This is a genomic window from Kitasatospora sp. NBC_00070 (genome assembly GCF_045041205.1).
GTDB lineage: Bacteria > Actinomycetota > Actinomycetes > Streptomycetales > Streptomycetaceae > Kitasatospora.
In genome coordinates this window covers 5,715,619-5,741,262 of sequence record NZ_CP108247.1, presented here as the reverse complement: position 1 = coordinate 5,741,262, position 25,644 = coordinate 5,715,619, and the positions used below count along the sequence as shown (strand labels likewise).

The 25,644-nt window shown below is 72.7% G+C and carries 23 protein-coding genes; 12 read left to right on the top strand and 11 right to left on the bottom strand.

Features of this window, described 5'->3' with window-relative positions:
* The first annotated feature begins 142 nt into the window (after positions 1–142).
* Both OHV05_RS26260 and OHV05_RS26255 read left to right on the top strand, forming a co-directional pair.
* Positions 143–1,420 (top strand): cytochrome P450, encoded by a 1,278-nt coding sequence (locus OHV05_RS26260; RefSeq protein WP_405019832.1) that lies wholly within the window; start codon positions 143–145, stop codon positions 1,418–1,420.
* A 196-nt stretch (positions 1,421–1,616) separates the two neighbouring features.
* Positions 1,617–2,651, top strand: a complete 1,035-nt coding sequence (locus OHV05_RS26255; RefSeq protein ID WP_405019831.1) for a gluconolaconase — start codon at positions 1,617–1,619, stop codon at positions 2,649–2,651.
* Between the two features lie 121 nt (positions 2,652–2,772).
* Here OHV05_RS26255 and OHV05_RS26250 read toward each other — a convergent pair whose 3' ends face one another.
* The gene (locus tag OHV05_RS26250) at positions 2,773–3,393 is read right to left on the bottom strand and encodes a TetR/AcrR family transcriptional regulator (protein ID WP_403041163.1); all 621 of its coding nucleotides are present in this window, start codon (positions 3,391–3,393) and stop codon (positions 2,773–2,775) included.
* 269 nt (positions 3,394–3,662) lie between these two features.
* On the opposite strand from OHV05_RS26250, the gene OHV05_RS26245 reads away from it, so the two are divergent.
* Both OHV05_RS26245 and ligA read left to right on the top strand, forming a co-directional pair.
* Entirely contained in the window at positions 3,663–5,558 is a 1,896-nt protein-coding gene (locus tag OHV05_RS26245) for an FG-GAP-like repeat-containing protein (protein WP_405019830.1), read from the top strand.
* Positions 5,559–5,607: 49 nt separating this feature from the next.
* Complete coding sequence (gene ligA / locus OHV05_RS26240) at positions 5,608–7,641, top strand: NAD-dependent DNA ligase LigA (RefSeq protein ID WP_405019829.1); 2,034 nt, start codon at positions 5,608–5,610, stop codon at positions 7,639–7,641.
* Between the two features lie 2 nt (positions 7,642–7,643).
* On the opposite strand, the gene OHV05_RS26235 is transcribed toward ligA, so the two are convergent.
* Together OHV05_RS26235 and OHV05_RS26230 are read right to left on the bottom strand one after the other, a co-directional pair.
* Positions 7,644–8,315, bottom strand: a complete 672-nt coding sequence (locus OHV05_RS26235) for a response regulator (RefSeq protein ID WP_405019828.1) — start codon at positions 8,313–8,315, stop codon at positions 7,644–7,646.
* Positions 8,312–9,445 carry a sensor histidine kinase gene (locus OHV05_RS26230; RefSeq protein ID WP_405019827.1) on the bottom strand — a complete coding sequence of 378 codons (1,134 nt, stop codon included), beginning with the start codon at positions 9,443–9,445 and terminating at the stop codon, positions 8,312–8,314. The genes OHV05_RS26235 and OHV05_RS26230 overlap by 4 nt, the downstream gene beginning before the upstream one ends.
* A 110-nt stretch (positions 9,446–9,555) precedes the next feature.
* Here OHV05_RS26230 and OHV05_RS26225 point away from each other — a divergent pair, with 110 nt between their 5' ends.
* Genes OHV05_RS26225 through OHV05_RS26215 form a run of 3 tightly spaced genes read left to right on the top strand, consistent with a single transcriptional unit; the run spans position 9,556 to position 11,974 of the window.
* Positions 9,556–10,200 (top strand): DUF2306 domain-containing protein, encoded by a 645-nt coding sequence (locus tag OHV05_RS26225; protein WP_405019826.1) that lies wholly within the window; start codon positions 9,556–9,558, stop codon positions 10,198–10,200.
* The gene (locus OHV05_RS26220; protein WP_405019825.1) at positions 10,197–10,844 is read left to right on the top strand and encodes a transcriptional regulator; all 648 of its coding nucleotides are present in this window, start codon (positions 10,197–10,199) and stop codon (positions 10,842–10,844) included. The genes OHV05_RS26225 and OHV05_RS26220 overlap by 4 nt, the downstream gene beginning before the upstream one ends.
* On the top strand, positions 10,841–11,974 hold the full coding sequence (locus OHV05_RS26215; protein WP_405019824.1) for an aminotransferase class I/II-fold pyridoxal phosphate-dependent enzyme: 1,134 nt from the start codon (positions 10,841–10,843) through the stop codon (positions 11,972–11,974). Before OHV05_RS26220 ends, OHV05_RS26215 begins: the two co-directional genes overlap by 4 nt.
* A gap of 86 nt (positions 11,975–12,060) precedes the next feature.
* Here the strand turns inward: OHV05_RS26215 and OHV05_RS26210 are convergent, their stop codons facing one another.
* Positions 12,061–13,125: a cobalamin-independent methionine synthase II family protein gene (locus OHV05_RS26210; protein ID WP_405019823.1), complete on the bottom strand. Its 1,065-nt coding sequence runs from the start codon at positions 13,123–13,125 to the stop codon at positions 12,061–12,063.
* Positions 13,126–13,382: 257 nt separating this feature from the next.
* Positions 13,383–14,576 (bottom strand): FUSC family protein, encoded by a 1,194-nt coding sequence (locus OHV05_RS26205; RefSeq protein ID WP_405019822.1) that lies wholly within the window; start codon positions 14,574–14,576, stop codon positions 13,383–13,385.
* A gap of 137 nt (positions 14,577–14,713) precedes the next feature.
* Between OHV05_RS26205 and OHV05_RS26200 the strand changes: the two genes are divergently transcribed.
* Positions 14,714–15,904 (top strand): aminotransferase class V-fold PLP-dependent enzyme, encoded by a 1,191-nt coding sequence (locus OHV05_RS26200; protein WP_405019821.1) that lies wholly within the window; start codon positions 14,714–14,716, stop codon positions 15,902–15,904.
* A 147-nt stretch (positions 15,905–16,051) separates the two neighbouring features.
* Positions 16,052–16,537 (top strand): VOC family protein, encoded by a 486-nt coding sequence (locus OHV05_RS26195; RefSeq protein ID WP_405019820.1) that lies wholly within the window; start codon positions 16,052–16,054, stop codon positions 16,535–16,537.
* Positions 16,538–16,579: 42 nt separating this feature from the next.
* Here OHV05_RS26195 and OHV05_RS26190 read toward each other — a convergent pair whose 3' ends face one another.
* Entirely contained in the window at positions 16,580–17,233 is a 654-nt protein-coding gene (locus OHV05_RS26190) for a TetR/AcrR family transcriptional regulator (protein WP_405019819.1), read from the bottom strand.
* 122 nt (positions 17,234–17,355) lie between these two features.
* Between OHV05_RS26190 and OHV05_RS26185 the strand changes: the two genes are divergently transcribed.
* From OHV05_RS26185 to OHV05_RS26175, 3 genes are read left to right on the top strand one after another with little or no spacing between them, the layout of a single operon-like run.
* A complete protein-coding gene (locus OHV05_RS26185; protein ID WP_405019818.1) occupies positions 17,356–18,933 on the top strand; it encodes a cytochrome bc complex cytochrome b subunit in 1,578 nt (525 codons plus the stop codon).
* Positions 18,934–18,962: 29 nt separating this feature from the next.
* Entirely contained in the window at positions 18,963–19,406 is a 444-nt protein-coding gene (locus OHV05_RS26180; RefSeq protein WP_405019817.1) for a PPOX class F420-dependent oxidoreductase, read from the top strand.
* 56 nt (positions 19,407–19,462) lie between these two features.
* Positions 19,463–20,122: a hypothetical protein gene (locus OHV05_RS26175; protein ID WP_405019816.1), complete on the top strand. Its 660-nt coding sequence runs from the start codon at positions 19,463–19,465 to the stop codon at positions 20,120–20,122.
* Here the strand turns inward: OHV05_RS26175 and OHV05_RS26170 are convergent.
* The 5 genes from OHV05_RS26170 to OHV05_RS26150 all read right to left on the bottom strand — a co-directional run bounded on the left by OHV05_RS26170 (position 20,055) and on the right by OHV05_RS26150 (position 25,607).
* Complete coding sequence (locus tag OHV05_RS26170; protein ID WP_405019815.1) at positions 20,055–20,807, bottom strand: hypothetical protein; 753 nt, start codon at positions 20,805–20,807, stop codon at positions 20,055–20,057. The two genes, OHV05_RS26175 and OHV05_RS26170, sit on opposite strands and share 68 nt — an antisense overlap.
* Positions 20,804–21,406 carry a hypothetical protein gene (locus OHV05_RS26165; protein WP_405019814.1) on the bottom strand — a complete coding sequence of 201 codons (603 nt, stop codon included), beginning with the start codon at positions 21,404–21,406 and terminating at the stop codon, positions 20,804–20,806. The genes OHV05_RS26170 and OHV05_RS26165 overlap by 4 nt, the downstream gene beginning before the upstream one ends.
* Positions 21,407–21,446: 40 nt before the next feature.
* Positions 21,447–22,385, bottom strand: coding sequence for an esterase/lipase family protein (locus OHV05_RS26160; protein WP_405019813.1), 939 nt, complete (start codon positions 22,383–22,385; stop codon positions 21,447–21,449).
* A 103-nt stretch (positions 22,386–22,488) separates the two neighbouring features.
* Positions 22,489–24,123 carry an amidohydrolase gene (locus OHV05_RS26155; protein ID WP_405019812.1) on the bottom strand — a complete coding sequence of 545 codons (1,635 nt, stop codon included), beginning with the start codon at positions 24,121–24,123 and terminating at the stop codon, positions 22,489–22,491.
* Between the two features lie 29 nt (positions 24,124–24,152).
* Complete coding sequence (locus OHV05_RS26150; RefSeq protein WP_405021546.1) at positions 24,153–25,607, bottom strand: APC family permease; 1,455 nt, start codon at positions 25,605–25,607, stop codon at positions 24,153–24,155.
* Positions 25,608–25,644: the final 37 nt, after the last annotated feature.

Sequence of the window (25,644 nt, the reverse complement as noted above, 5' to 3'; positions counted from 1 at the left end):
AGCTCCGGTGGAACCCCTAACGGCCATCCGGCTGTCATACGTACGACTGTCTGTGGATACGCTGATGCCCGCCGCCGCGCACGGCCGCTCGACGACCCCTTGGCCAGTCGGCCTCCTGCCCGGATTGGAGCACCCAGTGCTGATGACCAAACTCCGTTCACGTGCGACCAGTTGGATCGGGCGCCGGTACCTCGCCCGGACCGCTCGGAACGGCTTCGACCTCTCCGACGTCTCGTTCCTGCCCGAATCGGTCCTGATGCCGCTGAAGCGGGACGGACTGGACCCGGTCCCGGCGATGGCCACCACCCGGGCGGCCGCGCCGATCAGCCGGGTGCCGCTGCCGTTCGGCTTCAACGCCTGGCTGGTGACCGGCTACGAGGAGGTCAAGCAGGTGCTCGGCCGGCCGACCGGCTTCAGCAGCGACTTCGCCAACCTGATCGGCAACGCCGGGGTGACCGAGGGTCAGAACCCGGGTGGTCTGGGCTTCAGCGACCCGCCGGTGCACACCCGGCTGCGGCGCCGGCTGACCCCCGAGTTCACCATGCGCCGGCTCAGCCGGCTCGGCCCCCGGATCGACGCCCTGGTCACCGAGCAGCTCAACCAGATGGCCGCGGCCGGGCCCGGCCCGGTGGACCTGGTGGAGCACTACGCGCTGCCGATCCCCTCACTGACCATCTGTGAGCTGCTCGGCATACCGTACGAGGACCGCGAGGACTTCCAGCGGCTCGGCACCGCCAGGTTCGACCTGTTCGCCGGTGCGGGCACCCCGTTCGGCGCGATCAGCGAGTCGCTGGCCTACCTGCAGGAGGTCGTGCAGCGCCAGCGGGTCGAGCCGGGCGACGGCCTGCTCGGCATGCTGATCAAGGAGTACGGCGACGACATCGACGACCAGGAGCTGGCCGGTCTCGCCGACGGGGTGCTGACCGGTGGCTTCGAGACCACCGCGAGCATGCTGGCGCTCGGCTCGCTGGTGCTGCTGCAGGACCCGGCGGCGTTCGCCCGGGTCCGCGACGACGACGCCGCGACCGCCCCGTTCGTCGACGAGCTGCTGCGCTACCTGACGGTGGTCCAGATGGCCTTCCCCCGGTTCGCCCGGGAGGACATGGAGATCGCCGGCACCCGGATCTCGGCCGGCGACGTGGTGCTCTGCTCGCTCAGCGGCGCCAACCGGGACACCGTCTTCGGTGCCGACCCGGAGCGCTTCGACGGTGACCGGCAGGGGCCCTCGCACCTGGCCTTCGGGTACGGCATGCACCGCTGCATCGGTGCCGAGCTGGCCAAGATGGAGCTGCGCGCCGCCTTCCCCGCCCTGGTCCGGCGGTTTCCCGAACTCCGGCTTGCGGTACCCCCGGAGGAGCTGGCGTTCCGCAAGCTGTCGATCGTGTACGGCGTCGAGACGCTCCCCGTCCTGATCCGGTAGCCGGCGGTCGGACAGGGGGCAGGTAGGGGTGGGAGCAGGACCTTCACGGCGTTAGTTTCGTGCCAAGTTCGATGCTGGGGGCACCCGTTCCCGGACGAACCCAGTGCGGCGGCGTCGTCGATCCTGCCCAAGTTTCCCGTCTCGCCGTCGGGCGCTCGTGGTCCGTGCACGCCTGTCCCACCAGGAGACGAAGAACATGACCGACACTGAGATCAGCCGCCGCGGCGTGCTCGGGGCCGCAGTGGTCGCCGCCGCTGCCACGGCCGGTCTGGCACCCTCGGCCGAGGCCGCCACCGAGACGGCCTCGTCCTGCCCCTACCCCGGTGTCATCACCGGCCACGCCGACTCACTGCACCCGGAGGGCATGACCTGGGACCCCAGGCGCAAGGCCATCCTGCTGAGCTCGACCCGGCACGGCACCGCCTCGATCCTGAACTCCGACGGCTCGGTCACCACGCTGGTCGGCGACCCCGACCCGAAGATCGTCTCGACCGTCGGCATCGCCATCGACCTGCACCGCAACCGGCTGCTGCTCGGCTACCACGACCTGGGCCTCGGCACCCGCTCCACCCCGGAGACCTACCTCAAGGAGTCCGGGCTCGGGGTCTTCGACCTGAACACCGGCCGCCAGCTGTTCCTGGTGGACCTCAGCATCGGTGACGAGCCGATGCACGCCGCCGACCGGGTCGCCATCGACAAGGACGGCACCGCGTACGTCAGCGACCCCGCCGCCAACAAGATCTACAAGGTCACCACCGACGGCCACGCCTCCGTGCTGGCCGACACCTCGGTGATCTCGCCCGGCTGGCAGCTCGGCACCGGCGCCGGTGTGATCGGCCTGCTGCTGCACCCGGCCGGCTTCCTGCTGACCCTGCAGTACAGCACCGGCCAGCTGGTCCGGATCCCGTTGAAGGCCCCGCACCAGGCCCACGCCGTCACCCTGGACCGTCCGATCGTCGGCGGCGACTCGATCGCCCTGCGCCCGGACGGCACCCTGCTGGTGGTCAGCAACGACCTGGCGAACCCGGAGGGCGTGGACGCGGTGATCGTGCTCCGTCCGACCGACCGGCACTGGGACGCCGCGCACGAGATCCAGCGCGTCCAGCCGTGGCCCGAGCGGCTGCCCACCGACGTGCTGGTCACCCCGCACGGGGACTACACGCTGAGTGGCCGTCCCGATCTGCTCTTCAAGGGCGAGACCACCGACGAATTCGTTCTGCACCGCATCTGACCACCTCTCGGGGAACAGCGCCGGAAAACGTGAACCGGCGGTCGAGGAATACTCGACCGCCGGTCATTTCGACATTCTCCGAATTGTTTTTCCCGGGTATTTCGGAGCGGATTCGGGAGGCTCAGATCTGGGCGGGCTGGGGCTCCGGGAGGAGCGCGGTGTGCCAGTTCACCATGGTGCGCAGCGCCAGGGTCAGGTCACGGGCCGAGGGGGCCCGGTCCGGATCCACCAGGAGCTGGGCCATCACGCCGGTGGCGAGCGCCTGGTAGAACGAACCGATCGCGTTCTGCCGCTCCGCGTCGAGCGGCTCGGCACTCTCGCCGGCGATGCTCTGGAACAGCTCGGCCATCGACTCGCGCCCCTGCTGGATGCCGTCGGCCAGCGCCGCTCGCAGCTCGGGGACCCTGTCCACCTGCGCGAACACCTCGAAGCTGGCCAGCAGCAGCTGCCGGCGGGTGGCGTACTTCTCGACGATCTGCCCCCAGGCCGCCTCGAACCGCTCGAGCGGATCGGCACCGGGCCGCGGGTCCTCGACCGAGGTCGGCTGGTACTCCCCGCCGGTGTCGTCCAGCGCCTCCAGGAGGGCGGCGTTGAGCAGCGCCTCCTTCGATCCGTAGTGATAACCGATGGACGCCAGGTTGGCTCCGGAAGCCGCGACGATGTCTCGAGTTGTCGTACGGCCGTAACCCTTTTCGATAAGGCACCGCTTGGCGCCCTCCAGCAGGTCCTCACGATGTCCCATGCAGGAACTGTACCCGACGGAAAAGGGATCATTAATACACTTGACCGACCTTTGACCAATAGCAGGGAATCAACTGCGCGCAAGACCCGGAAAGAGGGGGGCTTCTCTCCCCTTTCGACTACCCAGCGTCACCAACCCGGGCCCGGTCGCGGATGACCGGCGGACCACCGGCCGGAGTGTCGTCCGCACCCGCACCACCGTTCTGACGGACCATCAGAACCGGTGACGGCCGGGGCAACCGGTCGGCCGCTGGCCGGGAGGAGAGCCGGATGAGCAGGATCGGTGTGCCGCTGCGTGCGGTACTGGTGGCAGCCCTGGGCGCCGCGGGCCTGGTGGCGGGCCCGGTCCCCGCGCTGTCGGCGGAGCCCGACGGCGGGCTGTTCGCCCCCACGGTCTCCTACCGGGCCGGTCACTACCCCTTCGAGATCGCGCTGGGGGACTTCCACGGCACCGGCCGCCTCGACCTGGTCGCGGTCAACAACGACGAGAACAGCGTCTCGGTCTTCACCGCCCGGGGGGACGGCGGCTTCGGCGCCCCGGACACCTCGCCGGTCGGCGACTCCCCGTCCCGGATCGTCACCGGCGACTTCAGCGGGGACGGCCGGATCGACCTGGCCGTCGCCACCGGCGGACACCCCGTCAGCAACGTCGGCGCGGTCGAGCTGCGGCTCGGCAACGGCGACGGCACCTTCCAGCCCTCGCGCGAGTTCGCCGCCGGGGCACATCCCGTCGGGCTGGCGACCGGCGACCTGAACCAGGACGGCCGGCCCGACCTGGTGACCGCGAACGGCAACGACGGGACGGTGTCGGTCCTGCTGGGCAACGGCGACGGCACCCTCCGGCCGCAGCAGATCCACCGGGTGGGCGCCAAGCCGACCGACCTCGTCCTGGTGGACCTCGACCGGGACGGACACCTCGACCTCGCGGTGACCGACGACGGCGGCTTCGGCGCCGGGGCGGTGTTCGTCCTGCGCGGCGACGGCAGCGGCGGCTTCGGACCCGCGCTCGGCCACCCCACCGGCTCGACCCCGCTCGGCCTGACGGCCGCCGACCTCAACGGTGACGGCCGGCCCGACCTGGCGGTGACGGCCGCTACGGCCGACGCGGTGAACATCCTGCTCGGCGACGGCAACGGCGGCTTCGGCACACCGACGGTCGTCCCGATGGGCGACTTCCCCGGCTCGATCACCACCGGGGACTTCGACCTGGACGGCCGGGCCGACCTGGTCGCCACCGGGGACGACTCCCGGGCGGCCGTGCTGCCGGGTAACGGCGACGGCACCTTCCAGCCCCAACAGACGTACCGGGTAGCCGCGTTCGGCGGCCGGCCGGTGGTCGGCGACCTCAACGGTGACGGCCGGCCCGACCTCGCCGTCGGCAACGACAGCGCCGTCTCGGTCCTGCTGAACACCAGCCGACGCCCCGTCACCACTACCCTTACCTCCTCTGCTGACCCGGCCCCCTTCGGCAGCCCGGTGACCTTCACCGCCACCGTCTGCCCGGCCGCACCCGGCATCGCGCCGGCCGGACCGCCGACCGGCACCGTGGCCCTGACCGACGGTGCCACCCCGATCGGCACCGGCGCCCTCTCCCCCGGCGGCGGCCCGAACTGCGCGCTCACCCGGATCAGCCGGGACGGACTGCTGCCCGGCACGCACACCGTCACCGCCGGCTACCCGGGCGACACCGCCTACCGGCCCGGTCCGCCCGTGAGCATCACCCAGCGGGTCGGCTGCGCCCGGACCCTCACCGGCCAGGTCGGCTCGGTGGTGGCGACCGGGCCCAGCACCTGCCTGCTGGACGCGACCGCCGACGCCGTCCTGGTCGAGCCCGGGGCCACGCTGTTCGTCGGCCACTCGACCCTCGGCAGCATCACCGCACGCGGCGCCGCCCACCTCGGCGTCTGCGACAGCACCCTGACCGGCTCGGTGGCCGCGGCCGACTCCGCCGGCTCGGTACTCATCGGGGACCCGGCCGGGCACGGCTGCCTCGGCAACCGGATCTCCGGATCGGTCCAACTGTCCTCCAACCAGGGTGGGGCGACGGTCGGTGCCAACACCGTCGGCGGATCCCTGCACTGCACGGGCAACACCCCGCCGCCCGGCGACGGCGGTGCGCCCAACACCGTCGGAGGCGCCCGGACGGGCCAGTGCGCACGGCTGTGACCGCGCCCGGACCACCGGCGATGTCAGTGCGGAGCGAGAGAATGTGGGTATGACGGACGCAGCCACCCTCGCCTCTCCCACCGCCTACGCCGACGCCGTGGACACCGCCGTCCGGGCGGCCGCGGCCTACTACGACGACGGTTCGACGCCGCTGGGCGACGACGAGTACGACGCCCTGGTGCGGGCCATCGAGGCGTACGAACTCGCCCACCCGGGCGAGGCGCTGGAGCACTCGCCGACCGGCAAGGTGGCCGGCGGCGCGGTCGAGGGCGACGTCCCGCACTCGGTGCCGATGCTCTCGCTGGACAACGTCTTCTCCGCCGAGGAGTTCGGCGGCTGGGCGGCCGGTCTGGAGCGCCGGCTCGGGCACCCGGTCGACGGCTGGTGCGTGGAGCCGAAGCTGGACGGCCTGGCGGTGGCGGCCCGCTACCGGGCCGGGCGGCTGGTCCAGCTGCTCACCCGGGGCGACGGCCTGGCGGGCGAGGACATCACCCACTCCGCCGACGCCGTGCTCGGTCTTCCGGCCACCCTGACCGAGCCGCTGGATCTGGAGCTGCGCGGTGAAGTGCTGCTCACCCACGAGCAGTTCGAGCTGGCCAACGAGACCCGCACCGCGCACGGCGCGGCCCCGTTCGCGCACCCGCGCAGCGGCGCGGCCGGCACCCTGCGGGCCAAGGACCGGCCGTACCGGGTCGAGCTGACCCTGTTCGCCTACGACGCCGTCGGTCTTGACGGGCTCGGGCACAGTGAACTACTGGCCCGGATCGCCGAGTTGGGTGCGAACACGGCCGCGGGCACCGAGGCCGGGCCGCAGCACTGCGCGACGGTCGAGCAGGTGCAGCAGCGGATCGACGAGATCGCCGCGCTCCGGCCGGTGCTGCCGTTCGGCATCGACGGCGTGGTGGTCAAGGCGGACTCCGCCGCCGACCAGCGGCAGGCCGGGGCGGGCTCCCGCGCGCCGCGCTGGGCGGTGGCCCGCAAGCTGCCCGCCCAGCACAAGGTCACCCGCCTGCTGGAGGTGGAGTGGAACGTCGGCCGCACCGGCATCATCGCGCCCCGCGCGGTGCTGGAGCCGGTGCTGATCGACGGCGTCACGGTCACCTACGCGACCCTGCACAACCCCGCCGACATCACCCGGCGCGGACTGATGACGGGCGATCAGGTCTTCGTCTACCGGGCCGGGGACGTGATCCCCCGGGTGGAGGCGCCGCTGGTCGACCAGCGCACCGGCGCCGAGCAGCCGATCGTCTTCCCCGAGGTCTGCCCCCGCTGCGGCGGCGACATCGACACCTCGGAGCAGCGCTGGCGCTGCGTCCAGGGCCGGGGCTGCCAGGCGGTCGCGTCGATCCGGTACGCCGCCGCCCGCGACCAGCTGGACATCGCGGGCCTGGGCGGCTCCCGGGCGGTCCAGCTGGTCGAGTCCGGCCTGGTCGCCGACCTGGCCGACCTGTTCACCCTGACCAGGGAGCAGCTGCTCACCCTGGAGCGGATGGGCGACACCAGCGCCGACAACCTGCTCGCCGCCCTGGAGACCGCCCGCCACCAGCCGCTGGGCCGGGTGTTCTGCGCCCTCGGCGTCCGGGGCACCGGGCGGACCATGTCGCGCCGGATCGCCGCGCACTTCGGCAACATGGCCGCGATCCGGGCCGCCGACCAGGACACCCTGGCCGGGGTGCCCGGCATCGGCACCGAGAAGGCCCGGGTGATCGTCGCCGAGCTGGCCGAACTCGCGCCGCTGCTGGACAAGTTGATCGCGCAGCAGGTCGGCGTCGCGGAGACCGAGCCGACCGCCGTCGCCGCCCCGGCCGCCGACGACGACACCCCGGCGGGCCCGCTCTCCGGCCAGGCCGTGGTGGTCACCGGCTCGATGACCGGCGCCCTCGGCGAGCTCTCCCGGAACGAGATGAACGAGCTGATCGAGCGGGCCGGCGGCAAGGCGTCCTCCTCGGTCTCCAAGCGCACCACCCTGCTGGTAGCGGGCGAGAAGGCCGGCTCCAAGCGCGCCAAGGCGGAGGAGCTCGGCGTCCGGATCATCACCCCGGAGGAGTTCGCCGAGCTGGTGGCCGAGCAGCTGCCCGCCTGAGCTCAGCCGGCCGGGCCCGGGGTCGCCATCAGGCCGCCGCGGTGGGCGATGGCAACCGCCTGGGCGCGGTCCCGGGCGCCGGTCTTGGCGACCACCCGCTTCATGTGGGTCTTCACGGTGGACTCGGCGAGCACCAGGGCGTCCGCGATCTCCGCGTTGGAGTGCCCCTCGGCCGCCAGCCGCAGCACCTGCCGCTCCCGGGCGGTCAGCTGCTCCAGGCGCCGGTCGGCCCGGGGCGGCGGCTCCGGCGCCCGGGCCACCAGGTGGGTGAGCAGATCGCGGGTGACCGCCGGGTCCAGCAGGGCCTGGCCGGCGGCCACCGTCCGCACGGCGTCCACCAGCCGCTCCGGTGAGGCGCGCTTGAGCAGGAAGCCGTCGGCCCCGGCCCGCAGCGCGCCCCAGACGTACTCGTCGTGGTGAAAGGTGGTCAGCACCAGGACCTTGACCGGCAGTCCGGCCGCGACGATCCGCCGGGTCGCCTCGACACCGTCGACGCCGGGCATCCGGACGTCCATCAGCACCAGGTCCGGGGCGAGCGCCGCGGACAGCTCGACCGCCTGCAGCCCGTCGGCGGCCTGGCCGACCACCTCGATCCCGTCCTCGGTACCGAGCACCAGGGCGATCCCGGCCCGCAGCAGGGCGTCGTCGTCGGCCAGCAGCACCCGGATGCTCACCCGACCGGGAGCGTCACCCGCAGCCGGAAGCCGCCCCCTTCACCCCCGCCGGGCTGTCCCACGCTGCCGTGCTCGACGCTGCCGCCGAACATCGCGACCCGCTCGGCGATCCCCAGCAGCCCCCGGCCCGGGACGTACCCGCCGGGCGCGCCGCGCCCGCTGTCCAGGACCAGGATGTCCAGCTGTTCCGGGCTCCGGTCGACGGTGATCTCGACCGTGTCGGCCCGCCCGTGCTTGACCGTGTTGGTGAGGGCCTCCTGCACGATCCGGTACGCCGACACGTCGAGGGTGCGCGGCAGCCGGCGGGCCCCGGCGGCCATCCGGACGGTGGCCCGGAGCCCGGCCTGCTCCAGCCGTCCGACCAGCCGGGGCAGGTCGGCCAGCCCCGGCTGCAGGCTCGGTTGCGGGTCCGGTTCGTCCGGTGGGCCGTTGCGGCGCAACAGGCCGAGCACCCGGTCCAGTTCGTCGAGCGCCTCGCGGCCGGTGTGCTCCAGGCCCGACAGCAGCTCGACGGTCTGCTGCGGATCGCGTGGCAGGACCCGCCGGGCCGCCCCGGCCTGGACCAGCATCAGGTTCAGGGTGTGGCCGACGATGTCGTGCAACTCCCGGGCGATCCGGGCCCGTTCCTGCTCCGCCACCCGCTGCCGGAGCCGCTGCCGGGCGACCGCCCGCTCCTCCTGCCGCCGGGCGGTGGCGTAGCCCAGCGCCCAGACCAGCAGCCAGGGCAGCAGCACCCCGGCCGGCACCGCCGGGTCGCCGAAGTACCCGGCCATGCCGACCAGCACCACCACCGGACCGCAGCGGGCCCGGGCCCGGGTCGCGTACCGGCCGAGCGCGTACAGGCCGATCAGGTTGGCGTACGGCGACAGCGGGCCGGGCAGCACGGTCTGCGCCTCCACGGCCAGTGCGGCGGTGCCGAGCAGATACGCCGTCAGCGGGGCCCGGCGCCACCAGGCGAGCGAACCGGCGATCACCACGCCCGGCAGCAGTGCGGGCAACTCCGGTGCGGTGAGCAGGCGTTCGGCCGTCATCGCGAGCAGGAAGGCGAGGGCGAGCAGCACGTCCGGCACCGCAGCGCCCGGCGTGCGCCAGCCCCTGCCGAGGGCGAGCCTTCGGGTCAGGGCCGTCATGAGCCGTACGGTAGCGAGCCGCCGGGCCGGGCACATCGCCCGCTGGGGGTACTCCGGCCACCTCGGCGGGGGGACGCCCGGGGCGGCGCCCGCCGCCTAGCCTCCGGGCCATGAACTCCGCCGCCCTGCTCCGCCGTTCCGGCTGGCTCACCGTCACCTTCCTGGCCACCGCGATCGCCCTGCTGTCCGCCCGCTACCTGACCCTGGACCCGGAGACCTTCCTGCCGGAGCAGCGGGCCACCTACCTGGCCCACCTGGTCCCGCTCACCCTGCACGTCGGCGGGGCGGTGACGGCCCTGCTGCTGGGGCCCTGGCAGTTCCTGCCCCGGCTGCGGGCCCGTCGCCCGGCCGTGCACCGGTTCGTCGGCCGGGTCTACCTGCTGGGCGCGCTGGCGACGGCGGTGGGCGGGCTGCTGCTGGTACCGAACGGCCTGTACCCGCCGATCGCCCCGGCCGGGTTCGCCGGGCTGGCCGTCGCGGTGCTGGTCACCACCGGCGCAGCGTTCGGCGCGATCCGCTGTGGCCGGGTGGCCGGGCACCGGGTCTGGATGATCCGCTCGTACGCGCTGGTCTTCACCGGGGTGACCTTCCGGCTCTGGCTGATGGCCGGCGCAGCGGCCGGGGTCCCGTTCGAGCAGGCGTACACCAGCGGGGCCTGGTCGGCCTGGCTGGTCAACCTGCTGGTGGCCGAGCACCTGATCGCCCGGCGCGCCGCTGGACGATCCGTCCAGGTCAGACGTACAGTCCAGGAATGACCAAGACCACGGAGGACCCCCGGGTACGGATGTGGGGCCCGGTGTGCGAGGCCGTCGCACTGCTGCTCGGCCCGTACGCCGAGGTGGTGCTGCACGACCCGGACACCGACCGGGTGCTGGAGATCTGGCACCCGTTGGGCTCCCGCCGGGCGGGCGACCCGTCCCTGCTGGGCGAGTTGGAAGCGCTGGACCCGGCGGCCCGGGACGTCTACGGGCCGTACGAGAAGCTGCTCGCGGACGGCCGGCGGCTGTCCTCGGTCAGCGCCGTGCTGCGCGACGGGGACGGCCGGGCCGCCGCCGTGCTCTGCGTCAACCTCGACCGCACCCCGCTGGAGAAGGCCGCCGCCGTGCTGTCCGCCTTCGGGGCACCCACCGTGCACCGGCCGGAGCCGCTGTTCGAACAGGACTGGTCCGAGCGGATCCAGCACGCCGTCGGCGGCTACGTCCGCGAGCACGGCCGCCCGGTCGAGCGGCTCACCCGGCAGGACCGGCTGGCCGTGCTGGCCGAGCTGGACCAGGCCGGGGTGTTCGCCGTCCGCAAGGCCGCCCCCGCCGTCGCCGAGGCGCTCGGGATCTCCCGGTCCACCGTCTACGCCCTGCTGACCGAGCTCAGGTCCACCCCCTCCGAAGGACTGGCGCGATGACCCGACTGCCCGACTTCCGACTCGAAACCCACTTCTCCCGCTGGGAGTTCACCGCCCGGCACCACCTGACCGCCTCCGACGCCCAGACCATGACCATGGGCGAGCTGCTCGCCCTCGCCGACGACGGCGACCGCGAAGCCTTCGAGCACCTCGCCCTGGGTTACACCGAGACCTTCGGCGACCCGGGCCTGCGCGCGGCGATCGCGGCCGACCACCGGGAGGCGGGTCCGGAGGACGTGATCTGCTTCGCCGGCGCCGAGGAGGCGCTCTACCTGGCGATGAACGTGCTGCTCGGCCCGGACGACCACGCCGTGGTGGTCACCCCGAACTACCAGGCCGCCGAGACCGTCCCGCTCGCCCTCTGCGAGGTCACCGGCGTCGCCCTGGACCCGGACCGGGACTGGACGTTGGACCTCGACCTGGTCCGGGCTGCGCTGCGCCCGAACACCCGGGTGCTGTCGGTCAACTTCCCCAACAACCCCACCGGCAAGGTGATCGACGCCGCCGACTTCGCCGCCCTGGCGCAGCTCTGCGACGAGCGCGGCATCCGGCTGTTCAGCGACGAGGTCTACCGGGGCCTGGAGCGCGACCGGGACCGGACCCTCCCGCAGGCCGCCGACCTCTCGCCGAGCGCGCTCTCGCTGAACGTGACGTCCAAGTCGCTCGGCCTGCCCGGCCTGCGGATCGGCTGGATCGTCTGCCGCGACCGGGAGTTGAGGTCCCGGCTGGAGCGGGCCAAGCACTACACCACGATCTGCAACTCGGCCCCGAGCGAGGTGCTGGCCCGGATCGCCCTGAAGGCCCGCAGCACCATCCTGGACCGGAACCGGGCGCTGCTGGCGGCCAACCTGCCGGTCTTCGACGCGTTCTTCGCCGACTTCCCCGAACTCTTCGACTGGCGGGCCCCGGACGGCGGTTGCGTCGCCTACCCGCGCTACCTGGGCGCCGAGGGCGTGGAGACCTTCTGCACCCGGCTGGTCCAGGAGGCCGGCGTCCTGCTGCTGCCCGCGAGCATCTACCACTCGGAGCTGACGCCCACGCCCACCGACCGGTTCCGGATCGGCCTCGGCCGGCGCGACCCGGAGGCGGGCCTGGCGGCCCTGGCCGACTGGCTCCGCACCCGGCGCTGACCCACCGACGGTGACCCGCCCGAGACGCACCGACGGTGACCCGCCCGAACGGGCGGGCCACCGGGGGCGGTTCGGCGACCGACGGCTCAGAGGCCGAGCGCCGCCGCCGCCAGCGCGGTGCCCTGCACCCGGGCCGAGATCTTGGCGAACGCCAGCTCGCGGGAGGTGGAGGTGTCGTCCGCGAACGGCGCGAAGCCGCAGTCGTCGGTGGTGCCCAGCTGGTCCACCGGGATGTACCGGGCCGCCGCCAGCACCCGGTCACGGACCTGCTCCGGGGTCTCCACCACGGGGTCGATCGGGTCGGTCACCCCGATGAACACCCGGATGCCCGGCCGGAGTTGCTCGGCGATGATGCCGAGCACCCGGTCCGGGTCCGCCTCGCCGGCCAGCTGGACGTAGAAGTTGCCGACCTTGAGCCGGAACAGCTTGGGCAGCAGGTCGGCGTAGTCGACGTCCAGGCTGTGGGTGGAGTCGTGGTCGCCGCCCGGGCAGGTGTGCACGCCCAGCCGCGAGCGCTGCTCCTCGTCGAACCGGCCGAGCACCTCGTTGTTGAGCGCGATGAAGTCGTCCAGCACCGATCCGGACGGGTCGAGCTTGAGCGACAACCGGCCCTCGGTGAAGTCGAGTTGGACCGCGTGCGCACCCGCGTCCAGGCAGCCCCGGATGTCGGCCTCGGCCTCGTTCGCCAGGTCGGTCAGGAACGCCTCCCGCGAGTAGCCGGCGATCGCGTCGGCCGGGTAGAGCAGGCTGAGCGCGGACGGGGCGATCACCGCCTGCTTGACCGGGAGGGTGGTGTGCCGCTGGGCGCCCCGCAGATAGCTCTCCGCGCCGACCTGGTAGCGGAACGGCCCGGCGGTCAGCTTCGGCAGCTGCCGGGTGTGGCCGTCGGCGAACGGGATGACCGCGCCGTCCGGGTCGAGGGTGGTCAGCCCCGCCAGGGGGTAGGTGACGAAGCTGGGCTTGGCCTGCTCCCCGTCCACCAGGACGGGGCAGCCCAGCTTCTCGAGGGCGGCCAGCGTGTCGGCCGTCGCCTGCTCCTGAAGCTTCGTCAGATCCGCCGCGCTCAGCCGCCCTTCGGCGTGCTCGGTCAGTGCCTGCTGCAGGGCACGCGGGCGCGGGATGCTACCGATTGACTCCGTGGGGATACTCATGGTGACGACCGTAGGAAGTGGCACTCCCCTCCGCAACAAGGCATCGATCGCACCCGTCCGGTCCGTCGGTCCCCCGGTACACCCCGGCCGTGGACAAGACCGCAGGTCGGCCGGGTCTTCGGGCGGCGGTCCGGGAGAACGGACGGGCCGGGTCCGGCCGGATACCGTCGACGAAAGTTCACCAATCGGTGTCGGCCGCCGCGTTGGGTTGATTCAGGATCCGATCGGATTGTCCCCGCCGGCCACCGGGCGGCGGGTCAGCCCCGGACCAGCCTGCGCAGCCGGTACAGCGGCGTGAGCCGCTCGCTCCTGGCCACGGTCGCCCGGTCCAGCTCCTCCATCAGGCGGCGGGAGCGGTGTTCGAGGTCCAGCTCGTCCAGTATCCGGTCCAGTTCGGCCAGCAGGGACCCGTGCAGCTGCCAGGCGTCGGGGTGCTGCCGCACCTGGTCCAGCAGCAGCCGGGCGAGGTTCTCCCGGCTGGCCAGGGCCGCGCTGAGCTCGTCGGCCAGCCGCCGCTCGGCGGCCTCGGCGTTGCGGCTGACCTGCGTGGTGACCAGCACCGAGAAGCTCACCAGCGCGCCGCCCACGTGGGCGAACAGCTCCTCCAGCGCGAGCGCCACGTCCGGCGGGAACAGCGCCTGCTCGCCGGTGCGCCGCTTGGCCAGGTCGGTGAGCGAGCGGGCCAGCACCCGGATCACCACGACGCAGATCTCCAGGGTGTCCAGCCCGGTGCGCAGCACCAGCCGGGAGAGCAGCCCCTCGGAGATCCGGGGGTTGAACCGCAGACTGTCCTCGGCCTGCCGCAGGGCGGCGTCCACCTCGGCGATCGCCTGGTCCAGCGCCCGCGCCTCGTGCAGCCGGGCGGCGGCCAGGTCCACCTCGGTCGGTCCGTGCAGCTGCTCGGCGAGCCGCAGCAGCAGGTGGCGGGCCCGGCGGGCCAGGTCCTCGATCGACTCGCCGGCCGTGTCGAGCCAGACCGGGGGCGCGAACAGCAGATTGAACAGCAGACCGACGCCGGCGCCGATCAGGGTCTCCAGCACCCGGTCCCAGGCCTGGGTGGCGAGCCGGGTCACCCCCAGCACCAGCATCGCGCTGATCGCCACCTCGTTGACGAACTCGTCCACCCGGACGAACTGACCGACCGTCAGCGAGGCCAGGATGATCAGCCCGAGGCTCCACCAGCTGAGCCCCATCACCGCGCTGAAGCCGATCGCGATCAGCACGCCCACCACCACCGAGTTCACCCGGCGGATGCTGGTGGTCAGGGTCGAGTAGACGGTCACCTGGACCACCAGCAGCGCCGTCAGCGGAGCGGTGAGCGGCGCGGGCTCGGTGCTCAGCCGCACGGCCACGGCATAGGCGAGGGTGGCCGCGAGGGTGGCCCGGACGGTCAGGTGGACCACCGGGTCGCGGAGGTACCGGCGTACGTTCGCGGACAGGATCGCTCGCATCTCGGACATTCTCCCCGCCTGCCCGCCGATGCCGGGTCGAGACGCGCAGCGACCGGCCGGCAACGCGTGGAACCCACCGGCGCACCCGACCACCGCTGCGTAGGGTGGACGCAACGGTGGATCACAGGGAGGCGACAGTGCCGATCGACGTCGAACGGGCCCGGCGGGACACGGCGGGCTGCACGAACGTGACCCACCTCAACAACGCCGGCTCGGCCCTGCCACCGCGTCAGGTGGTGGACGCGGTGGTGCACCACCTGCGACTGGAGGAGGAGGGCGGCGGCTACGAGGCCGCCCTCGCCGAGACCGACCGGATCGAGCACGTCTACGACGCGCTGGCCCGGCTGATCGGCGCCGGTCCGCACGAGATCGCGCTCCAGGAGAACGCCACCCGGGCCTGGGACATGGCCTTCCACGGGCTGCGCTGGCAGCCCGGCGACCGGATCCTGACCGGCCGCTCGGAGTACGCCAGCAACGCGATCGCCTACCTGCAGACCGCCCGGCGGTACGGCGTCCGGGTCGAGGTGGTGCCGGACGACGAGCACGGGCAGATCTCCGTACCGGCGCTGCGCGAGCTGATCGACGAGCGGGTGAAGCTGATCGGCGTCACCCACGTCCCGACCCAGGGCGGGCTGGTCAACCCGGCGGCCGAGATCGGCGAGGTGGCCCGGGCCGCCGGGGTCAGATACCTGCTGGACGCCTGTCAGTCGGTCGGCCAACTGCCGCTGGACGTCCGGGAGATCGGCTGCGACCTGCTCACCGCCCCCGGCCGCAAGTACCTGCGCGGGCCGCGCGGCACCGGCTTCCTGTACTGCTCGGAACGGCTGCTGGAGAGTCTGGAGCCGCCGTTCCTCGACCTGCAGTCGGCGGTCTGGACCGGCCCGGACTCCTACCGGGTCCGGGACGACGCCCGCCGGTTCGAGAGCTGGGAGAACGGGGTGGCCGGCCGGATCGGGCTCGGGGTCGCGGTGGACTACGCCCTCGACCTCGGGCTGCCCGCGATCGAACAGCGGATCACCGAGCTGGCGGAGGGCCTGCGCGAGCGGCTCCGGGCACTGCCCGGTGTACGGATGCACGACCGGGGTGTGCGGCAGTGCGGGATCGTCAGCCTGACCGTCGACGGCCACGACAGCCCCGACCTGCTCCGCGAGCTGCGGGCGCAGCGGATCAACCTCTCGGTGTCGACGGTCGGTCAGGCCCGCTGGGACCTGGCCGAGCGCGGCCTGGAGTCGGTGCTGCGGGCCTCGGTGCACTACTACAACACCGAGCAGGAGCTGGACCGGCTCTGCGCCGCCCTGCCCGCCCCCCGGCCGACCGGCCTCGGCTGACCCCGCGCGTCGTCCCCCTGGGGCGTGCCGATCCGGTCCTATGCTCACTTTTCGGGCGCCGGATCCGGCGCAGCACCCGCCGGCCGCGTGCGCTCGAAGGCCCTGCGTCAGAAGGGGTACCGGCAGGCCAGTCGGAAGGGCACCGGTATGCGCAGCGACGACCGCTTCACCACCTGTCTGTGGTTCGACGGCCAGGCCGAGGAGGCCGCCCGGTACTACCTGTCGGTCTTCGCGAACTCCCGGCTCGGCCGGATCACCCGCTACACCGAGGCCGGTCCCGGCCCGGCCGGTTCGGTGGTGACGGTCGAGTTCGAACTGAACGGGCAGAAGTTCGTCGGCCTGAACGGGGGGCCGGAGTTCCGCTTCACCGAGGCGGTGTCGTTCCAGATCCCGTGCGCCGACCAGGCGGAGATCGACCACTACTGGAGCCGGCTCACCGAGGACGGCGGCCACGGTGTCGCCTGCGGCTGGCTGAAGGACCGGTACGGGGTGTCCTGGCAGGTGGTGCCGACCGCCCTGATCGACATGGTCGCCGACCCGGACCCGGAGAAGGCCCGGCGCACCACCGAGGTGATGCTCACGATGGTCAAGATCGACCTCGCCGCGCTGGAGCGGGCCTACGCGGGCGAGTGACCCGCCACCCGGTGCGGACCGGGCGGCCCCACCACCGTCCGGTCAGCCCTCGGCCTCCCAGAGCCCGGCGAAGAGCTGGTCCAACTGCTCCTCGCCGACCGGGGGTTCGGCCATCGGATCGGTGGCCCTGGTGTGGAACCCGGCCAGCAGCAGGGCCAGGTACCGGCGCCACAGGCCGGGGCGCAGGTCGTCGGCGGCCGGGACGGCCCGGCAGAGCGGGCCGAGCAGGAACAGCAGGTCCATCGGGACCACGTCCAGCCGCATGCTGCCCTGCTTCTGGGCCCTGACCATCAGGGCGGTGACGGTGGCGGCGTTGCGGTGGCTCATCTCGGCCAGCGCCGGGACGCTGGGGATCGCCATCGTCACCAGGTCGTTGAACCCCCGGTTGGCCGCCACCAGTTCGAAGATCCGGGCGAAGTACCGCTCGATCTCGGCCCAGGCGTCCTCGCCCGCGAGCGCCTGCTCGCCGGCCTCGGCCAGCACCGAACCCGCCGTGGCGAACACCTCGCCGATCAGGTCCTCCCGGGTCGGGAAGTGCCGGTAGAGCGTGGCGTTGCCGACGCCCGCGCGGCGGGCGATCAGGTCCAGCGGGGTGGTCAGCCCCTGCTGGGCGAAGAGCTCGGCCGCCGCCTCGACCAGTGCCTCGCGGTTGCGCCGGGCGTCCCGCCGGCGGGGCGTGGCCTGCTGATCCGTCATGGATCCACCTTAGTCAGTCACTGAAACGGGGATGACTCCCCACTACTGCTAGAGTAGCGCCCAGAACCGGGGGGCAGTCCCCGTTTCAACCTGCTGCACGGATCGCGCACAAGGGGAGTGCCATGACCACCCGTCAGAACTCGGGGCGCCGCACGGCGGACTGGCTGGACGGCAGACTGGGCGTCTACACGCTCGCCCGGACCAATCTCCGCAAGGTCTTTCCGGACCACTGGTCCTTCATGCTCGGCGAGATCTGCCTCTACAGCTTCATCGTCATCGTGCTGACCGGCGTCTACCTGACGATGTTCTTCAAGCCGAGCATGGCCGAGGTGGTCTACCACGGCCCGTACCTGCCACTGAACGGCATACCGATGTCGGAGGCCTACGCCTCCACCCTGCAGATCAGCTTCGAGGTGCGCGGCGGCCTGCTGATCCGTCAGATCCACCACTGGGCCGCGCTGGTGTTCGTGGCGGCGATGTTCGTGCACATGATGCGGGTGTTCTTCACCGGCGCGTTCCGCAAGCCGCGCGAGGTCAACTGGGTGTTCGGCTTCCTGATGCTGTTCCTCGGGCTGCTGGACGGCCTGTTCGGCTACTCCCTTCCCGACGACCTGCTGTCGGGCACCGGCATCCGCTTCGTCGAGGGCTCCCTCCTCGCGCTGCCGCTGGTCGGCACCTACGCGCAGATGTTCCTGTTCGGCGGCGAGTTCCCCGGCACCGACATCGTGCCGCGCTTCTTCACCCTGCACGTGCTGCTGATCCCGGGCGTCATCGTGGGCCTGCTGGTGGCCCACCTGATCCTGGTCTTCCACCACAAGCACACCCAGTGGGCCGGGCCCGGCCGGACCGAGCAGAACGTCGTCGGCATGCCGCTGATGCCGGTCTACATGGCCAAGGCCGGCGGCTTCTTCTTCCTGGTCTTCGGCATCATCGCGATGATCTCCGCGATCGCCACCATCAACCCGATCTGGGCGTACGGCCCGTACCGCCCCGACCAGGTCTCCACCGACGCGCAGCCGGACTGGTACCTGGGCTTCGCCGAGGGGCTGATCCGGATCATGCCGGGCTGGGAGGTCGGCCTCTGGGGCCACACCCTCAACCTCGGCATCCTGATCCCCTTCCTGGCCTTCCCGCTGGTGCTCGGCGCGATCGCGATCTACCCGTTCGTCGAGAGCTGGATCACCCAGGACAAGCGCGAGCACCACCTGCTGGACCGCCCCCGGAACGCGCCCGTGCGGACCGCGTTCGGCGCGGCCTGGATCAGCCTCTACCTGGTGCTGCTGGCCGCCGGTGGCAACGACCTGTTCGCCACCCACCTGCACCTCTCGCTGGACGGCATCACCCGGGCGGTCCGGGTCGGGGTGTTCGTGGTGCCGGTCGCGGTCTTCCTGATCACCAAGCGCTGGTGCCTCGGGCTCCAACGGCGGGACCGGGACAAGGTGTTGCACGGCCGGGAGACGGGCATCATCAAGCGGATGCCGCACGGCGAGTTCGTCGAACTCCACGAGCCGCTGCCGCAGGCCGAGTTGCACCGGCTGACCGCGCACGAGCAGTACTCCCCCGCCGAACTCCCGCCCCGGGCCGGGCTGCTGACCAAGGTCCGGGTCCGAGCCTCCCGCGCGTACTTCGGCCCGGGCGGGCAGATCGACCGCCCGACCGCCGAGCAGTACCGCGAGATCTCGCACACCGACCAGCACTGACCGGGCACCGACCACCGACGGAGCGTGAGATGAGCCGGCCCAGCGTCCAACTCGCCGACAGGCGCTACCTGTTGATCACCACCTTCGAACCCGACGGCACCACCGCCACCGCCACCACCTGGGTGGTGCCGGACGGGCAGGCGCTCGGCGTCTGGGCCCCGACCGACTCGGCCGTGGTGCGGCACGTCCGGAGCCACCCGGGCATCCTGGTCGAGCCCTGCGACCCGCACGGCCGCCCGCTCGGCGGGCGGCAGCAGGCCAGGGCCGCCCTCTGCGACCCGGACACCACCGCCTGCTACCGCACCTCGCTGCTCAACAAGTACGGCCTGACGGCGATGCTCGCCCTGTTCCGCAGCCGGCTCCGGCTCGGGCTGGCCGGCACGGTCGGCATCCGGATCACCCTGACCGACCCGGACGCCGCGCTGCTGTTCGGCGCGGCCTGGACCCCGCCCGCCTCGTACAGCCTCAACTGACCGCAGGGGCCGGGCCGGGGCGAGCACTGTCGGAGCCGTACGGTTGGATGATCATCATGACCGCCAACGATGTAGCCCCGCTGCTGCCCGCCCCGGACGTCCTGCGGGACCACTGCCGGGCGCTGGCCGTGCTGGACGCGATCCTCTGCCCCGAGTGGCCGGACCGCTACTTCTCCTTCGACGCCGACTGGGCCCCCAACGAGCAGCTGGCCTCGATGAAGAACGGCTCCGGCGACGAGTACACGGTCACCTTCACCCCCGCCGGCACGTACCTGCGCGGCTTCGACCACGAGTCCCCGATGAGCCCGTACGCGGAGGACCGGGTCTGGCCCGGCGTCCTGGACGAGGTCCCCGAACCGCTCCGCGCCTGCGCCGAGGAGCCCGCCTTCACCGACGACGGCCTCCCGGCCGTCACCGCCGCACTCTGGCGGCTCACCACCGACGAGCAGTGGCACACCGGCACCGTCGACCTCCCGCCCGGCCACCCCGACCCGGACGGCGCCGACTGGCTCTTCCAGTCCCTCACCGACCGCTCGGCCGAGGCGTACGCCGACTTCGCCACCGACTACTACGAGGTCCCGGTCGACCTGCCCGCCGTCCGCCACGTCCTGGCCCTCCGCCCGCTCACCACCGAGGTGATCCGCGCCCTCAACCCGGACCTGACCCTGACGGACCTGGCCGACGACCTGGAAGAAACCGGCTACCCCACGAGCTGACCCGCGGTGGCGGCACCAACTCCAACTGCGCGATCCGCTCGGCGATCCCGTCCGTCTCGCGCGGCCGTCCGTCCTCCGTCAGGTGCTCCCGCAGCCGCAGGCTCTGCCGGCCGACCGCCGCGCCGGCCCGCAGCACGTGCCGCACCCCGCAGGCGCAGGAGCGCCGCACCGCCGCACACCCCGGGCAGAGTTCGATGAACCCGTGCCCGGTGGACCGTGACACCACCGGCCGCTCGTCCCCGCACTGCGGGCACCCCGGCAGCTCCGCCCCCTCGGCCAACAGCACCTGGCGGTGGACGTACTCCGGCAGGCCGAGGGCGGGGTGGCACAGGACGTCCACCACGTAGCAGCCCTGCGCCGGGCCGCCCTGCCACCAGGGCCCCGGCCGCTGCGGTGTGCGCAGCCCCGACTCCCGTTTCTCCACGCGGCGTCGCTCCGCGTACCGGACCGCCGCCGCCTGCCAGAGCGCCCTGGCCCGGTCGAGCTCGGTCACCGCCCGGACCAGCGAGTCGGGGTCGGTCTCCAGATCCCGCGGCATCCCGGCACTGACCGTCAGATGGTGGTACGTGCCGTGGAACCCGTACGGCGCGAAGACGGCGAGACAGATCCAGAGCGCCCGGTGCCGCTGCATCACCGACAGAGCGGGATCGAGCACCCGCTCCCGATGAGTGACAAAGCTGGTCATCGCGTGCCCGCCGCGGTGATCTCCAAGGCCCGGTCGAAGGCCGCGACCAGAGCCTCCGCCGAGCCCGGGGCGTAGCGGTCCGCCCAGTTGGCAAGCAGGCCGAGGAAGGCGAGCAGGTCGCGCTGGACACCGGCCAGCAGCGTCAGCAGGTCGGCCGGCGGGAGTTCGATCACCGGGCCCGGCTGCCCCGCGTCGGGGTGCAGGCGGACCGTCGTCCCGATCAGTTCGGCGCCCGGGGTCGGGTCGTGCCCCAGCCACGGCTCCTCGCCGAACTCGATGTCCAGCCAGGACCGCCACTCCTCCAGACCGTTGCAGCAGCCGGGCTCCAGCACCACACCCGTCGCGGTGTCCTCGACCCGCAGGCCACCCGCGACGACGAACGCATCCTCGGTGAGCAACCCGCTCAGCATCCGGGCGACCGGGTCGGCCAGGCTCTCGTCGGCGGTGCTCTCGTTGTAGCAGGCGATCCGGGCGACCACCGCCCCGACCTGATCGGACGTCAGCTCGCCGCCGAGCGGTGGGGACGGCCCGGACCCGACCGGCCAGAGGGTGAAGTCGTCGAGGGAGGGCGATTCCGGTACGGGGCGGATGACGATCATCCGGCGAGTATCACCGACCGCGTCCGGCGCGGCCTCCGAATTAGACCAACGGGCCGGCCAGCGGCAGCACCAGCCCGCACGGGACCGGGCGGGGGTGCGCCGGGTCGAGGGCGTTGAGCACGTGGGTCAGCGCGACCGGGTCGTAGGCGATCTCCAGGTGGTCGGCGGCGTCCAGCGGGCAGCCGTCCTGGAGGGTGATGTCGGTGACGTCCGGACCGGTCAGGAAGGCCGAGTCGTAGGGCGTCACCACCTCGTCGAAGCGGGAGGCGATCACGGTGTACCGGACGCCCGGCACCGTGTCGCCGCCGGCGTTCAGCGCCGTGAGGAAGGCCGAGCCCCGCTCCTGCTGCACACAGGCGGGGCAGGCCGGGCCGAGCAGGAACCGGTTGGCGGGCTCCAACAGGCCGAGCGTCGACGCCGGCCCGGTGAGGCCGAGCAAGGTGGTGCCGTGGTTGCTCGGGGCCAGCCCGACCAGCTTGTCCACCTTGGCCGCACCGCCCAGGTTCTTCAGGTAGTGACGGGGCATCATGCCGCCCTGCGAGTGGCCGACCAGGTCCACCCTGGCCGCGCCGGTGGCGGCCGTGACCCGGTCGACGAAGGCGGCCAGCTGGGCCGCGCTCGCTTCGATCGGGCCGGTGCCCTGGATCGGGTCGCCCGCCGGTCCGCCGTAGTCGAGGGCGTAGACGCAGTAGCCGTTGTTCGCCAGCAGCGGCGCCGCACCGCCCCAGTTGTCGTTCATGTTCTCGAAGGTGCCGTGCACCAGCACCACCGGGTTCGGGTGCGCGGGCCCCGGCCGGCAGGACCAGTCGTTCGCACCGTCCGGGGCCACCCCGGGCTTCGGGAACCCCGCCAGGAATCCCACCGTGGCATTGGTTTCGACCGGCCGCTCGGTGGCCGCCGCCGAGGCACTCGGCCCGGCGGCGGCCACCAACGCGAACGCGGCAGCGATCACCAGCAGTCGCGGCGTCAGAACTCTCATCTCCAGAACCGTCCCTCTCCAGATAGCGGATCTCCCACGGAGCCTCAGAGGTGACAACTCCGCAGAGGGTCGGACGGTGACGCCGGAACAGCTCCGCTCAGCCTCAGGCCAGGTGCACCAACTGCCCACCCACGTACGTACGTTCGACCCGAGCCTCGGCGATCTCGTCCGCCGGACGGGCGAACACGTCGCGGTCCAGCACCACCAGGTCGGCCAGCAGGCCCGGACGCAGGCTGCCCGCCTGGTCGGTGCCGTTCACGTGGGCCGAGCCCGCCGTGTAGGCGGCGAGCGCGGTGCCGAGGTCGAGGCGCTGCTCGGGCAGGAAGACCCGGCCGTCGGTGGCGCCGGGTTCGGCCCGGTTGACCGCGACGTGGATGCCCGCCAGCGGGTCGGGACTGCTCACCGGCCAGTCGCTGCCCGCCGCCAGGGTGGCACCGGTGCGCAGCAGTTCGCCGAACGGGTACTGCCAGCCGGCCCGCTCGGGGCCGAGGAACGGGATGGTGAGCTCGTCCATCTGCGGCTCGTGGGCGGCCCAGAGCGGCTGGATGTTGGCGATCGCGCCGAGCCGGGCGAACCGGCCGAGGTCCTCGGGGTGCACCACCTGGAGGTGCGCCAGGTGGTGCCGGTTGCCGCGCTGCCCGTTGGCCGCGAGGGCGGCCTCGACCGCGTCCAGGGCCTCCCGGACGGCCCGGTCGCCGAGGGCGTGGAAGTGCACCTGGAAGTCGAGCGCGTCCAGCTCGGTGACGTACCCGCCGAGCAGCTTCGGGTCGACGAAGCTCAGCCCGGAGTTGGCGGTGGCACAGCCGCAGCCGTCCAGGTAGGGGGTGGTCATCGCGGCGGTGAAGTTCTCCGCGATGCCGTCCTGCATGATCTTCACCGAACCGGCCCGGAACCGCCCGTGCGTCAACTCGGCACGCTTGGCGACCAGTTCGGGGATCTGCTCGGCGCCCCGGTCCCGGTCCCACCAGAGCGCGCCGGTCACCCGGGCGGTCAGGCTGCCCGCCCGGGCGGCGGCCAGGTAGGCGTCGGAGGGGTCGGGCTGGCCGTTGAAGACGCCGAGCAGCGCGTCCTGCCAGCCGGTGATGCCGAGCGAGTGCAGCAGCTGCTGGGCCCGGAGCAGCCCGGCCAGCCGGTCGGCCGCCGTGGTCGGCGGCACCAGCCGGGCGACCAGCGCGGTGGCACCCTCCTGGAGGACGCCGCTCGGCGTGCCGTCCGGCTCCCGCTCGATCCGGCCGTCGGCCGGGTCCGGGCTGTCCCTGGTCAGCCCGGCCAGCTCCAGCGCCCGGGTGTTCGCCCAGGCGCCGTGGTGGTCGCGGTTGACCAGGTAGACCGGGCGGTCGGCGACCACCGAGTCGAGCAGCTGCCGGGTGGGCAGCCCGCCCTCGAAGCTCTCCAGGGACCAGCCGCTGCCGGTGATCCACGGCCGGTCCGGGTGCGCGTCGGCGAAGGCCCGGACCCGGTCCAGGTAGTCCGTCACCCCGACCGTCTCGGTCAGGTCGCACTCGGCCAGCTCGGTGCCGCCGTACACCGCGTGGATGTGCGAGTCCTGGAAGCCGGGGAGCAGCAACCTGCCCTTCAGGTCCACCACTTCGGTGCCGGGCCCGATCAGCTCCCGGACTTCCTGGTGGCCCACGGCGGTGATCCGCTCGCCGGTGACGGCCAGCGCGGTGGCCCGGGTCCTGGCGGCGTCGGCGGTGAACACCGGGCCACCGGTGAAGACCAGGTCTGCGTGGTTCATGCGGGTGTCTCCAGAGGGGTTTCGGGTCGTCAGACCGAGGGAGTGAGTTCGATCGAGTCGGCGTCGGTGCCGCGACCGGTGACGAAGTACGGGGACTTGCGGACCCAGCGGGCCCAGGCGGCGGCCACCAGGCCGGTGCCGATCATCAGCGCGGGGACCAGCAGTTGGAACCAGCCGTTGTCGGCACTGACCTCGAAGTGGTCGGCCGAGTCGTAGAAGGTCCAGGTCAGGTAGCCGCCGACGGCGAGCAGCGCGGCCGCGCTCACCAGCGGGGCGACCACCACCCGCAGCCCGGCCAGCGGCTCGTCCCGGAGCAGGTGGCGGAACCGGACGGCGGCGGCCACGGCGGTCAGCGCGTAGTACAGCACCACCACGATGCCGATCGCGTTCACCGCCGCGCTGATCAGGTCGGTGACGGTGGGGATGACCAGCGAGAGCAGCGCGATCGCACCGGCGATCAGCACCAGCAGCACCGTCCCGGCGGCCGGGGTGCCGTGCTTCGGGTGGATCCGCATCCAGACCGGGCCGAGCGTGCGGTCCCGGCCCATTGCGAAGGTGCCGCGCGCGGTGGGGATCACCGAGGCCTGCAGCGAGGCCACGGCGGAGAACGTCAGGGCGATCAACGGCAGGGCGGCGATCGGCTGTTCGGCCAGCTTCGCGCCGAAGTAGGTCAGCCCCTGCGCCCCGTTGTCGGCCAGCTCGTCGAGCGGCAGCACCCGCTGGAAGGCGGTCCCGGCGAGCACGAACAGCAGCAGCATCATCACCAGCGCCACGATGCCGCCGCGCGAGGCGTCCCTCGGATCGTGCACCTCCTCGGCGACGGTGAACACCGACTCGAAGCCCCAGTAGCAGAACACCGCCAGCACCATGCCCTGGGCCAGCGCGTCCATGCTCGGGATCGCGAACGGGTTGAACCACTCCAGCGAGAACGGCTGGTCACCGACCAGCAGCCCCCAGCCGCAGAAGACCAGCAGCACCGCGTACTCGAAGATCAGCAGGTACTTCTGCAGCCGGGCGGCCAGCGCCAGGCCACGGATCGCCACCAGCGTGGCGCCGGCCAGCACGACCAGGCCGAGCAGCGTGGTCTGCAGGGTGGAGTCCGGGTCCAGGGCCAGGCCGGCGACGCTGTGCAGCCCCGCCTCGCCCGCCAGCTGGAGCACGGCCGAGCCGGTGACGGCGGTGGTGTACGCCATGAAGACGATGGTGCCGACCACGTTCACCCAGCCGGTCAGGAAGCCGAGCCAGGGGCTGAGCGTCCGGCCGACCCAGGTGTAGCTGTTGCCCGCGTTGGGCTCGACCCGGTTCAGCCGGCCGTACGCGACCGCGATGCCGAGCACCGGCAGGAAGGCCAGCAGCATGATGGCCGGCAGGTGCAGGCCGACCACACCCGCCGTCAGGCCGAGCCCGATGCCGATGCTCGAGGTCGCCGCCGTACTGGAGGCAGCGATCACCACCCCGTCCACCACGCCGATCGACTTCCGCATGGTGACGCTCTGGGGCGAGGTTCTCGCCCCGTCCTTC

Bases quoted from the DNA above. Each gene is read 5' to 3' on its own strand.
- OHV05_RS26155 (WP_405019812.1), bottom strand. From the start codon at position 24,123: ATGAACCACGCAGACCTGGTCTTCACCGGTGGCCCGGTGTTCACCGCC.
- OHV05_RS26190 (WP_405019819.1), bottom strand. From the start codon at position 17,233: ATGACGGATCAGCAGGCCACGCCCCGCCGGCGGGACGCCCGGCGCAAC.
- OHV05_RS26215 (WP_405019824.1), top strand. From the start codon at position 10,841: ATGACCCGACTGCCCGACTTCCGACTCGAAACCCACTTCTCCCGCTGG.
- OHV05_RS26245 (WP_405019830.1), top strand. From the start codon at position 3,663: ATGAGCAGGATCGGTGTGCCGCTGCGTGCGGTACTGGTGGCAGCCCTG.
- OHV05_RS26195 (WP_405019820.1), top strand. From the start codon at position 16,052: ATGCGCAGCGACGACCGCTTCACCACCTGTCTGTGGTTCGACGGCCAG.
- OHV05_RS26225 (WP_405019826.1), top strand. From the start codon at position 9,556: ATGAACTCCGCCGCCCTGCTCCGCCGTTCCGGCTGGCTCACCGTCACC.
- OHV05_RS26220 (WP_405019825.1), top strand. From the start codon at position 10,197: ATGACCAAGACCACGGAGGACCCCCGGGTACGGATGTGGGGCCCGGTG.
- OHV05_RS26150 (WP_405021546.1), bottom strand. From the start codon at position 25,607: ATGCGGAAGTCGATCGGCGTGGTGGACGGGGTGGTGATCGCTGCCTCC.
- OHV05_RS26255 (WP_405019831.1), top strand. From the start codon at position 1,617: ATGACCGACACTGAGATCAGCCGCCGCGGCGTGCTCGGGGCCGCAGTG.
- OHV05_RS26230 (WP_405019827.1), bottom strand. From the start codon at position 9,445: ATGACGGCCCTGACCCGAAGGCTCGCCCTCGGCAGGGGCTGGCGCACG.
- OHV05_RS26170 (WP_405019815.1), bottom strand. From the start codon at position 20,807: ATGACCAGCTTTGTCACTCATCGGGAGCGGGTGCTCGATCCCGCTCTG.
- OHV05_RS26250 (WP_403041163.1), bottom strand. From the start codon at position 3,393: ATGGGACATCGTGAGGACCTGCTGGAGGGCGCCAAGCGGTGCCTTATC.
- OHV05_RS26205 (WP_405019822.1), bottom strand. From the start codon at position 14,576: ATGCGAGCGATCCTGTCCGCGAACGTACGCCGGTACCTCCGCGACCCG.
- OHV05_RS26175 (WP_405019816.1), top strand. From the start codon at position 19,463: ATGACCGCCAACGATGTAGCCCCGCTGCTGCCCGCCCCGGACGTCCTG.
- OHV05_RS26165 (WP_405019814.1), bottom strand. From the start codon at position 21,406: ATGATCGTCATCCGCCCCGTACCGGAATCGCCCTCCCTCGACGACTTC.
- OHV05_RS26185 (WP_405019818.1), top strand. From the start codon at position 17,356: ATGACCACCCGTCAGAACTCGGGGCGCCGCACGGCGGACTGGCTGGAC.
- ligA (WP_405019829.1), top strand. From the start codon at position 5,608: ATGACGGACGCAGCCACCCTCGCCTCTCCCACCGCCTACGCCGACGCC.
- OHV05_RS26160 (WP_405019813.1), bottom strand. From the start codon at position 22,385: ATGAGAGTTCTGACGCCGCGACTGCTGGTGATCGCTGCCGCGTTCGCG.
- OHV05_RS26180 (WP_405019817.1), top strand. From the start codon at position 18,963: ATGAGCCGGCCCAGCGTCCAACTCGCCGACAGGCGCTACCTGTTGATC.
- OHV05_RS26210 (WP_405019823.1), bottom strand. From the start codon at position 13,125: ATGAGTATCCCCACGGAGTCAATCGGTAGCATCCCGCGCCCGCGTGCC.
- OHV05_RS26260 (WP_405019832.1), top strand. From the start codon at position 143: ATGACCAAACTCCGTTCACGTGCGACCAGTTGGATCGGGCGCCGGTAC.